We start from the raw sequence: 10,140 nt of genomic DNA, 5'->3' as shown, positions 1-10,140 counted from the left end.
AGTACTGCTATTATAAGCACTATAACTAAAATTATTTGAACAATAAGTAGAAAACTAGTTGTCATTATATATATCCTGAGTTTTAAAAGTGGCGAATTATACCCAAAAAAACTAATTGTTGCAAAATAAGATATAATTTCAAAAAAATATTCGGAAAAATTAATGAATTTTAAAAACAGACTTCTCATAATTATTTTACTTTTTGTATCATTGCCCTATGTTTACGCTAAAAACTTAGATAAAAAGCCAACTATTGCTACAAGTACATTCTCTTTATACGATATATCAAAAAACATTGTCGGTGATAGTGCAGATACCTTTATGATTCTTCCCTTCGGAGTGGATGCTCACAGCTATGAGCCGACACCAAGGGATGTAGTAAAGATATTAAAAAGTGATTTAACTCTTTACAACGGCGCTTCCCTAGAGCCTTGGATAGATGGGTTTGAGTTTAAAAATAGAGCGCTTAATGTAAGTAGATATGTGAAGCTTATAGAGGTGTGTGAAGATGAAGATCACTCAGGGCACCATGACACTCACCACAAACATGGCAGTGTTGATCCACACTATTGGCAAGACCCTCAAAACATGATGCTTGCAACGGAGCAAATTACAAAAGAGTTAATTTTGCTATTTCCAAATAACAGAGCGTTATATGAAAAAAATAGAGATACATATATAAAAATGTTAAAAAAATTAGACCAAGAGTATAGAGAGAGTCTTTTGGCATGCGAACTAGATACAATTATCGTAAATCATAACGCTTTTTCTTACCTATCTAAGCGCTACAACTTTAATGTAGAAGCCCTTAGCGGACTCTCCCCAGAGGCTCAACCAAGCGGAAAAAATATGATAAAATTGATAGAGCATGTAAGGGAGCATAAAACTCCTGTCATATTTTTTGAGAGTTTTCTCAGCGATAAAGCGATGAAAAGTATAGCGCAAGAGGCAAATGTAGAAGTTGACGTGCTTCAACCTCTTGGCAATATTACCGCTGATGAGGCAAGAGAAAATCTTAGTTATGAAGAGATAATGAGAAGAAATTTGAAAAAAATAGCTAAAGCTTTGAAGTGCAGATGAAATTTGTAGTTCCTATTTTTGATATTAAAAACCTGAGCTTTGTTGTTAAGGGTCAAACTATTTTATCAAATATATCTTTGGAGATTTTTTGCTCTGAATATATCGCTATAATCGGTCCAAACGGAGGCGGTAAAACAACACTTATCCGTATGCTTTTAGGACTTGAGAAGCCTACAGGCGGTGAGGTTAGAATCTATGGTAAAAAATTATCAAATTTTAAAGAGTGGCATAAGATAGGGTATGTTCCACAGAGAGCCGCGCAAATAGATAGCTCTTTTCCGGCTACCGTTTTAGATATTGTAAAAATGGGCATAACATCACAAAGAGGTATATTTGGAACTTTTAGTAAGCTAGATATGCAGCTTGTTAATGATGCAATGCTTAAGATGGATATATTAGAGCTAAAAGATAAGATGGTGGGAACACTCTCAGGAGGGCAGAGACAAAGAGTTATGATTGCCCGTGCTCTTGCTTCAAAGCCGGAGATATTGATTTTGGATGAGCCAAATACAGGCGTAGATGTAGCCTCACAAAAAAATTTCTATGCCCTTTTAAGAGAGTTAAATAAAAAAGAGGGCATTACTATTGTTTTTATAACACATGATATAGGCGTTATTGCAGATGATATAGCAAGGCTCTTTACGATAAATCAAAAAGCTACAGTCTGCAATAACCCAAAACAAGCACTGAGCTGCGAAGAGATGAGCGAACTATATGGAATAGACGCACACCTTCTTCATGTTCATAAGCACGAGCATTAAAATGTTAGAGATGTTTGAATACGACTTTATGCAAAGAGCTTTTTTAGCCGGTATAATCATTGCGGTACTAGCTTCTATAAGTGGAACCTTTGTAGTTTTAAAACGCTACTCCCTAATTGGTGAGACATTGGCTCATTCGGCTCTTCTTGGAGTTGCTATCGGACTTGTTGCAGAGTATAATCCTTTATGGTCAGCTGTAGTATTTGCAGTTATCTCCGCTTGGTTGATTGAGTATTTAAGAAGCAGGTTTGCGCTTTATAGTGATGCCGTTCTTGCTATTTTACTCTCAGGTTCCCTAGCCATTGCAATCATTATTGTCTCCCTTGGCGGAGCATTTAACAACTCACTATTTTCATATCTTTTTGGCTCAATACTCTCGGTTAGCAGTAATGATATTGTCGTTATCGGGGTTTTTGGAGCTATATCATTAGCGACTCTGCTCTTTTTTTCAAAAGAGTTCTACTTTATAGCGTATGATGAAGAAGTAGCAAAAACAAGCGGTATAAAAGTGAACTTTTTAAATTTTCTACTTGTAAGCGTTGTTGCAATCATTATTGCACTCTCCATAAGAGTAGTAGGAAGCCTTCTTATAGGTGCTCTTATGATTATCCCTACTATTGCAGCACTTCAGTTTAGAGTAGGGTTTTTAAAAACTGTTCTTATCTCTCTTATGTTTTCACTACTTAGCGTACTGCTTGGGATGACATTATCATTTTACTTTTCACTTCCATCAGGAGCAACCATCGTGCTTTGTATAATCGTAATCTTTATTATTTCATTGGTTGCAAATAGACGATGAAGATAAGTTCAGAGTTTTCAAAACAAGCACTACACTATAATAACTATAATATTATACAAAACATGGTTATAGAAAAACTGCTCAGTCATGTAAAGCAAAAACCAAAACGTATTTTGGACTTGGGGTGCGGAAGCGGAAATCTATGTAGAGCAATTGATTGGGAATATGAACACTTCTGCGGAGTGGATTTTGCAAAGGGGATGCTAGAGCTACATCCAAAATCATCAAAGATAGAGCTTCTTTGTGCAGATTTTAATGATGAGAAACTTTTTAAAGAGACGCTTACATATATATATGATTTCATCTTTTCTGCTTCAGCTCTGCAGTGGTCAGATGATTTGGATAAGACTTTTAGCATGATTAAGGGGCTAAATGCTCCTGTTGCTTTGGCGATATTTACATCAAATACTTTTAAAACTATAAATAAAACGGCTTCAATAAACTCCATACTCAAAAGTTCTGATGAGGTAGAGAAGCTTTGTAAAAGATATTTTAATGCAGATTTTGAAGTTGTTGAGTATAGACTTGAATTTGAGTCGACTAGAGATATGTTTAAGTATATAAAAAGAAGCGGTGTAAGCGGGGCAAGAAAAATATTAAACTATAAAGAGAGCAAAAGGCTTCTTCGAGAGTATCCTTTAAGCTACTTGGAGTTTGAGGTAGCTTTTATCTACCCCTCTAAAAGATAAACAGCGTCACCCTTTGTTGCTTTTCCGGATTTTATCACTTTTGCAAAAATACCCCTCTCTTTTTTTAAAAGCCTAGGTATTCGCTTGTCTATCGTAGAGAGATGATTGCAGATTGTGCAGTTTTGACTTATCTCAAGCAACGCAGTACCAATTTTTAGTTTTGTGCCGATTGCTAAAGAGTATGGGTTGAAGTCAATCAAAAGATTTTCACCTAAATATCCATGTGGCATATCTATCCCATAACCTTTAACTAAATCGTAACTATCTATAGATGTAATTAAAATAGAACGACTACTATCCTTATTATAAAACTTATCCCCTATAGCACCAAGCTCATCAAGCTCGACTACGGGCTTATTGACTCTCTTAGAGCTCTCTCTTGTAGAGATAAAAAGTTCTAAAATTTTTCCAACCTGAATATTTGACATATCTCTCACCACTTTTTACTACTTTTATGTTTATGTAATTCTAACATATTTTACTACCAATTATAAAAACTATAAGTCAAGATAATTTGTAACAAAGTGTGAAGAAATATAAAAATGTGAGAAAATTATTACATTATTGATAATACTCCTTGACAATTTAATTATATTTCATATATAATCTCCGTCTTGCATTTTGTACTATGCATAAAAAATTGTACTATGCATACTATAAAAATCTACAAGATTAAAGAAGAAGGAGGTAGACGATAAATGAGTAAAATTTCTGAAAATAACTTAGAAACTACTACAAACAGTGTAGAGCAATCGAGTAGAAGAGATTTCTTCAAAAGAACAGCTGCTTATTCTGTAAGTGCAATCGCTGCTACAAGTATCTTAGCACCTGCTAAGCTATCGGCTGACGATGAAAACATTATTCACCATGTGGAGTGGGGAACAACATTAGGTGATGAGCTTAATAAGTATCCATACGGTATTCCGTCAAAGTATGAGCATAATGTCGTAAGAAGAACATCAAGTCTTCTTTCGTCAGGTGGAGACATGCATGCTGCTGTCTCAATGACACCGCTACATGAGCTAGAGGGTATTATTACGCCAAACGGTTTACATTTTACAAGAACACACAATGGTGTGGCACATGTAGATCCAAACAAGTTCAGACTTATGATTCACGGTCTTGTTGATAGACCAATTGTTTTAACTTTAGAAGAGTTAAAAAAATATCCGTCTGAGAGCAGAATTCTTTTTATGGAGTGTCCTGCTAACGGTGCTGCTGAGTGGAAAGGTCCTCAATTCAACTCGTTGCAGTTTGTAAAAGGTATGATGAGTAATGCTGAGTGGACAGGTGTTCGTCTAAAAACTATTCTTGATGAAATCGGTCTAAAACCTACTGCAAAGTGGATGCTAGCTGAAGGATCTGACGGTTCAGAGATGAGTAGAACAGTTCCTGTTGAGAAAGTTTTAGATGATGCAATGATTGTTTGGGCTCAAAACGGTGAGGCTATTAGACCGGAGCAAGGTTATCCTGTTCGTCTAATGTTACCGGGCTGGGAAGCAAACTTATGTGTTAAATGGCTAAAGCGTTTAGAGTTTGGTGCAGAGCCATGGTATTGTAAAGAAGAGACTTCTAAATATACGGTTCTTACTGCTAGCGGTAAAGCGATTCAGCATTTCTACCCGTTAGAAGTTAACTCAATTATCACAACTCCTTGTCCTGAAAAACCTTGGACAGACCTTAAAAAAGGTGATTTAGTAGAAGTTGAGGGTATTGCTTGGAGTGGTCACGGGACTATTACGGCAGTAGATATATCATTTGATGGCGGAGACAACTATGTTGAAGCGAGTCTTAAAGGATTAGTTCTTCCAAAATCATGGACAAGGTTCTCATATATGTACAGATATGAAGGCAAGCCTCTATTGCTTCAATCTCGTGCTATAGATGATGCCGGATATGTTCAACCTTCAGTTTCAGAAGAAAAAGAGATTATGGGTGTAGAAGGCGTTTATCATAGAAACTCAATTTGTACTTGGGAAGTTAGACAAGATGGTTCAGTTCATAATGTTCAAGTTAGAACAGACAACTGTCCAAAGTAGGGAGGGAGTAGATTATGATGAAAATAAATAGCAAATTAATTATTTTAGGAATTTCAGCAGTTGCAAGTAGCGCACTGTTTTTTACGGGCTGTTTCGCTTCAGGAACTACTACTGCAACAAGCTCTTCAGCAAAAGTTGAAGCTGCTGCGAGCGGTATGTATAATCCTACGAAAGATGCTCTAGACGGTGGTGTGACTTACAAAAGAGAAGGTGGAGCATATACAGCATATGCTATAAATGAGCAGTCGACAGCGGGTGTTAATTTCGGTAGAACTCCAACTCAAAATGAGTTAGAGGCTTGGGATACAGATATTATGCCTGACGGCACAGGATTGCCTGTAGGTTCAGGTACAGTAGAAGAGGGTGAAGAGCTATACGACAGAGATTGTGCAGTTTGTCATGGTGAGTTTGGTGCAGGCGGTAAAGGTTATCCGACATTGACAGGTGGATCTGTAGAGTCACTTAAAAATCAAAGAACTTGTCCGGGTAAAGATGCTCCAAACAGAACAATTGGCTCATATTGGCCACAAGCAAGTACGCTTATCTGGTATATTCGTGATGCTATGCCGTATGCAAACCCAAAAAGCTATACGCCAGATCAGATGTATGCTATGACAGCTTACTTATTAGCTGAGAACGGTATTCAAATAGATGGTGAAGATATTGAAGAGCTAAATCAAGATAACTTCAAAAAAATAGTAATGCCAAACCGTGATGGTTTTTATCCTAATATAGATGGAGAAAACGGTGTTGAGAACATGAGAGAGTTTTTTGCTGAACCTAAAAACTTTGGTGCAGTGGGAACACGCTGTATGACTGATTGCGGTAAAGAGCCTGTTATGAGAATTGCAAACGAGATTACAGCTGTTGAGCCTCCATACTCTACTGTGAGGGATCTTCCACCGGTAGATGATAATGCAGGACCTATATCAGAAGCTCAGAGATTGTATGAGAAGTCTTGTGCAGTTTGTCACAAAACAGATGCAATGGGCGCACCTGCTCTAGGAGATAAAAATGCTTGGGCTACAGTTATGGAGCAAGGCATAGATAGAGTTAACCATAACTCTATAAACGGTATTGGCGGAATGCCTCCAAAGGGCGGCGCTATGGATTTAAGTGACGAACAAATCAAAGATATTGTTAAATTTATGATAGAATCTAGTAAGTAAGACTTACTAGATTTACTAAACATTATACAAAGGAAAAAAAATGCAAAGAAGAAAATTTTTAAGTTTAAGTGCAGCAGCAGCAGCTGTAGCATCGGTTTTACCAGCTAGCTTAAGTGCTACAGATTTTAGAGCTACGGCTCCTAAGGCATGGGAAGCTCCTACTTCTCAAGAAGCTATTGAAGCACTATTTGGTTCAGCAGAAACAATTGATGGACAAATAGAGATTAAAGCTCCTAAGCTTGCAGAGAATGGTGGTGCAGTGCCAATCGGTATCAAGTCTAAAGTAGATTTAGCTACTGTTGCTTTATTTCAAGATGCAAATCCAAGAAGTGCTGTAGTGGTTATGGAGCTACCTGAAGGTTCTGTTGTTGATCTTATGACTAAGATTAAAATGAGAAAAACTGCTAATGTAACTGTTGTTGCAAAAGGCAGAGACGGTAAATTGTACTCAGCTGTACAAAAAGTAGAAGTATCAATCGGTGGTTGTGGAGGTTGATTTAAACCTAAATAACGCAGATATTAGTAAAAATAAAAAAAAGGATTAAATTATGAAAATAAAAGCTAAAGAAAAAAAAGGTGTTGTTGAAGTTAAAATGTTACTTGACAGTCCAATGATTGGTAAAGAGGAGTCTGAGACAAGAAAAGCGGAAGTTGAATTTATTACGCACATTACTGCTAAAATAAACGGTAAACTTGTGTGGGAAGCGTCAACAGGACCATTTCTATCTAAAAACCCTTACTTTATGTTTACAACTACTCAAGGTAAAAAGGGTGATGAGATTGTTATTGAGACTGTTGATAACAAAGGTGAAACTAATAGCGATAAAGACAAAATCAAATAAGTTTTATCATTTTTCTTCCTCCGGTTGGAGGAAGAATTATTAAAAGAAGAGTAAATTTGATTTGTTCTGTAACACTTCAACTATACTCTTAATGCAATAACAAATTAAAAATAAAAGGAAAAATCATGCTAAACAAAATGATAAAGCCACTACTTGCTTCAACAGCTGCATCGCTTTTTTTTGTAACGTCAGCTTATGCTGGAGGCGAAGCTCAAACTGCTGACTTTAAGTATAATCTTGAACCGAAGAAAGTTAGTGAAAATGTATGGTGTTTTTTTGGAGCACTTGAAATTCCGACTAGAGAAAATGGCGGAAACATGGTCAACACCTGCTATATAAAAGGTGACAATAGTTATGTTTTATGGGATACCGGTCCATCTTATATCTACGCTAAGCAAGCGTACGAAGCAGTAAGTAAAGTTGCCGGAGAGCTTCCTGTTAAGCATGTTATTTTAAGCCATGAACATGATGATCACTGGTTAGGAAATAACTACTACAAAGAGGTACATGGTGCTGAAATCATTGGCCCTGAATCCATAAACGAGAACTATCCTATTGGTCATGAAGACTCTAGAATGTTTAAGACGCTCTCTAAAAATGCTATAAGAGGCACGAAGATTATTCATGTCGATAAATGGTATAAAGAGACTATAAAGTTTAAAGTTGCAGGTGTAAATCTTGAGTATGTTCCGGTTGGAATGGGGCACTCTGTAGAGGATTATTTCCTATATATGCCTGATAACAAAGTTATTTTAGCAGGTGACTTAGTAATGAATGGAAGAATTACATCAAATAGAGATGGCTCTGTTGAGGGACAACTTTCTGCTCTTGAGGCTATTAACTCAAAAGATTGGACAACACTTATTCCAGGACATGGATTTATTATTGACAAAACAGCAACTGATGAGTCTGTGCAATATTTTACTCTAACAAAGGAGAGAGTTGAAGCTGCAATGGATGATGGTGTTGATAGTACTGGAATCGTTGAAGCCGTACCGCTAGAAGAGTTTAAAGATAAAGCTCTTTATGATCTGCTTCATGCAAGTAATATTACTAGAGCATATCTAGAGTTTGATATGGGTCTAGAGTAAAAAAATAGTAACTATTTAAGGTTTGGTATAAAGCCAAACCTTATCTTCTTGCTTTCCACTTCTTAAAAAAATATATCTTAATTAAATACTTTTTATTGATTATTAATTAGTATAGATTTCTCTAACGTATATAACTCATACCTTATCTGCTTAAAATTCTCACTATACTCGATATTATGAAGCTTATAAAGCTCTTCTAGTACTCTCGCTGACTCTTGCGCTCTTTTGAAGTTAGCAAGAATTATCGATGATATATCATCTCTATTAAGTTCGCTTTTGATTGTAGTTCTAAGAACATCATTTACGCTGTCACGCTCTTTTAGTAACTCTAATGTCTCTTTGATTTTTGCTTTATGTCTTAGTTGTTTTAATTGGGAGGAGATGTTTTTGTTGTTGTCTTTGTATCTTACGATATCTTCAACAACTCTTATACCTTCTTTGAGGCGGTTTAAATTAGCGTCAACCACCCGATAAAGTTCGGGTGGAAGTTGACTAGTCATCACTTCCAAATATACCAAAAAGGTGTAGAAGAGAAGTAAAAATATTTAAAAAGTCTAAGTAGAGTGCAATAGCACCATCAATAGGTGTCTCGTAAGCACCTTTTATTATATTTTGAGTATCATAAACTACCAATACACTAAATAGTATAACAACAGCTCCTGAGATTGCTATTGCCATTAATGGATTTCCCAAAAAGATATTAATAATTGAAAATGCAATAATAACTACCAAAGCTATCAATAGAGGCTTTCCATACCCTGAAAAATCTTTAGTTGTCTTAATAGCATAAAAGCTCATCGCGCCAAACACAAGAGATGTCATGGCAAAAGCATTTCCAACAATTGTTCCACCACCGTTCATTCCAAGTGTATGTGAAAGCAGTGGAGATAGCATTAAGCCTGTCATAAACACGAAGCCAAACATTACCGCTAAGTTGATACCTGGCTTATGTTTTACAAAATGCAACCCAATTAAGAGCCCAATTTCTAAAATAAGCAGAGGAAAAAAGTTGGCAGCAATTGTTCCAGCCATCGGCACACCAACGTAAGCTCCAACAGCACCTGCCATCATAGAAGCAGCAAAAAGCTTGTAAGTCTCTTTAACAAAAGATACAATTTGCGTGTCACTTCTAGTCTGAGTGCTGTATGTTGACGCATTTCCTCTCGCATAATCACGGTTGTAAAGTCCCATTTTCTTCCTTTATCTATGTAATACAAAATGATTTACATATTTGTATGTTTAAGAATTTTATACATAAAGAGTTAATAAATAGCAACATTACTAAGTATAGAGATTTATTATTAGCTAAAAAGAACAACAAAACGCATAAAACTTAACACTCTAGAGAACTTCTGAAATTTCTTTAAAAAACTATTGACAACTAAGAGTGATTTGCCTATAATTCCCCTCCACAAACACAGGGACCTAAAGTTTAGGACTCAATAGGACTTCGAGTTGAAGTTTATTAAGGATGTTTGAGATCATTGAAAACTAAGCAAGTAAATAGACTGATATAGCTATACAAATAGTTAAATTAGTCACTATAAGTTTACTTGAGACAAACTAATATAACAACAACCGTCTATTCTATTTGAATCCAATTTATTGGATCCCTATAGTAATAGATATAAAAAGTCCATAAGCTGTTCACGCGGTTTATGGCAAAAAGC

The 10,140-nt window shown here is 36.0% G+C and carries 12 protein-coding genes; 9 read left to right on the top strand and 3 right to left on the bottom strand.

All coding sequences use genetic code 11. The features are described 5' to 3' along the window. Positions 1-162: 162 nt before the first annotated feature. From M0Q20_RS10170 to M0Q20_RS10155, 4 genes are read left to right on the top strand one after another with little or no spacing between them, the layout of a single operon-like run. Entirely contained in the window at positions 163-1,080 is a 918-nt protein-coding gene (locus tag M0Q20_RS10170; RefSeq protein ID WP_295061495.1) for a metal ABC transporter substrate-binding protein, read from the top strand. Then, the gene (locus M0Q20_RS10165; protein WP_295061493.1) at positions 1,077-1,841 is read left to right on the top strand and encodes a metal ABC transporter ATP-binding protein; all 765 of its coding nucleotides are present in this window, start codon (positions 1,077-1,079) and stop codon (positions 1,839-1,841) included. Before M0Q20_RS10170 ends, M0Q20_RS10165 begins: the two co-directional genes overlap by 4 nt. Before the next feature lies 1 nt (position 1,842). Continuing rightward, positions 1,843-2,640: a metal ABC transporter permease gene (locus tag M0Q20_RS10160; RefSeq protein ID WP_295061490.1), complete on the top strand. Its 798-nt coding sequence runs from the start codon at positions 1,843-1,845 to the stop codon at positions 2,638-2,640. Then, positions 2,637-3,329, top strand: coding sequence for a methyltransferase domain-containing protein (locus M0Q20_RS10155; protein ID WP_295061487.1), 693 nt, complete (start codon positions 2,637-2,639; stop codon positions 3,327-3,329). Before M0Q20_RS10160 ends, M0Q20_RS10155 begins: the two co-directional genes overlap by 4 nt. Here M0Q20_RS10155 and M0Q20_RS10150 read toward each other — a convergent pair. Further along, the gene (locus M0Q20_RS10150) at positions 3,311-3,757 is read right to left on the bottom strand and encodes an MOSC domain-containing protein (RefSeq protein ID WP_295061485.1); all 447 of its coding nucleotides are present in this window, start codon (positions 3,755-3,757) and stop codon (positions 3,311-3,313) included. The genes M0Q20_RS10155 and M0Q20_RS10150 overlap by 19 nt on opposite strands. A gap of 270 nt (positions 3,758-4,027) precedes the next feature. On the opposite strand from M0Q20_RS10150, the gene soxC reads away from it, so the two are divergent. From soxC to M0Q20_RS10125, 5 genes are all read left to right on the top strand, one after another. Continuing rightward, positions 4,028-5,368 (top strand): sulfite dehydrogenase, encoded by a 1,341-nt coding sequence (gene soxC, locus M0Q20_RS10145; RefSeq protein ID WP_295061482.1) that lies wholly within the window; start codon positions 4,028-4,030, stop codon positions 5,366-5,368. Positions 5,369-5,382: 14 nt separating this feature from the next. Beyond that, positions 5,383-6,537 (top strand): c-type cytochrome, encoded by a 1,155-nt coding sequence (locus tag M0Q20_RS10140; protein WP_295061479.1) that lies wholly within the window; start codon positions 5,383-5,385, stop codon positions 6,535-6,537. 40 nt (positions 6,538-6,577) lie between these two features. Further along, positions 6,578-7,033: a thiosulfate oxidation carrier protein SoxY gene (gene soxY / locus M0Q20_RS10135; protein ID WP_295061476.1), complete on the top strand. Its 456-nt coding sequence runs from the start codon at positions 6,578-6,580 to the stop codon at positions 7,031-7,033. 52 nt (positions 7,034-7,085) lie between these two features. Further along, positions 7,086-7,379 (top strand): thiosulfate oxidation carrier complex protein SoxZ, encoded by a 294-nt coding sequence (gene soxZ, locus M0Q20_RS10130; protein ID WP_295061473.1) that lies wholly within the window; start codon positions 7,086-7,088, stop codon positions 7,377-7,379. Positions 7,380-7,504: 125 nt separating this feature from the next. Further along, positions 7,505-8,470 carry an MBL fold metallo-hydrolase gene (locus M0Q20_RS10125; RefSeq protein ID WP_295061469.1) on the top strand — a complete coding sequence of 322 codons (966 nt, stop codon included), beginning with the start codon at positions 7,505-7,507 and terminating at the stop codon, positions 8,468-8,470. 92 nt (positions 8,471-8,562) lie between these two features. Here M0Q20_RS10125 and M0Q20_RS10120 read toward each other — a convergent pair whose 3' ends face one another. Next, the gene (locus tag M0Q20_RS10120; protein ID WP_295061466.1) at positions 8,563-8,970 is read right to left on the bottom strand and encodes a thiamine-phosphate pyrophosphorylase; all 408 of its coding nucleotides are present in this window, start codon (positions 8,968-8,970) and stop codon (positions 8,563-8,565) included. After that, a complete protein-coding gene (locus tag M0Q20_RS10115) occupies positions 8,963-9,661 on the bottom strand; it encodes a Bax inhibitor-1/YccA family protein (RefSeq protein WP_295061463.1) in 699 nt (232 codons plus the stop codon). Before M0Q20_RS10115 ends, M0Q20_RS10120 begins: the two co-directional genes overlap by 8 nt. Positions 9,662-10,140 lie beyond the last annotated feature (479 nt).

This window comes from Sulfurimonas sp., from assembly GCF_023229025.1.
In the GTDB taxonomy this organism is placed as follows: domain Bacteria; phylum Campylobacterota; class Campylobacteria; order Campylobacterales; family Sulfurimonadaceae; genus Sulfurimonas.
The sequence above is the reverse complement of the archived record's forward strand: the minus strand, read 5'-3'. Positions and strand labels throughout refer to the sequence as shown.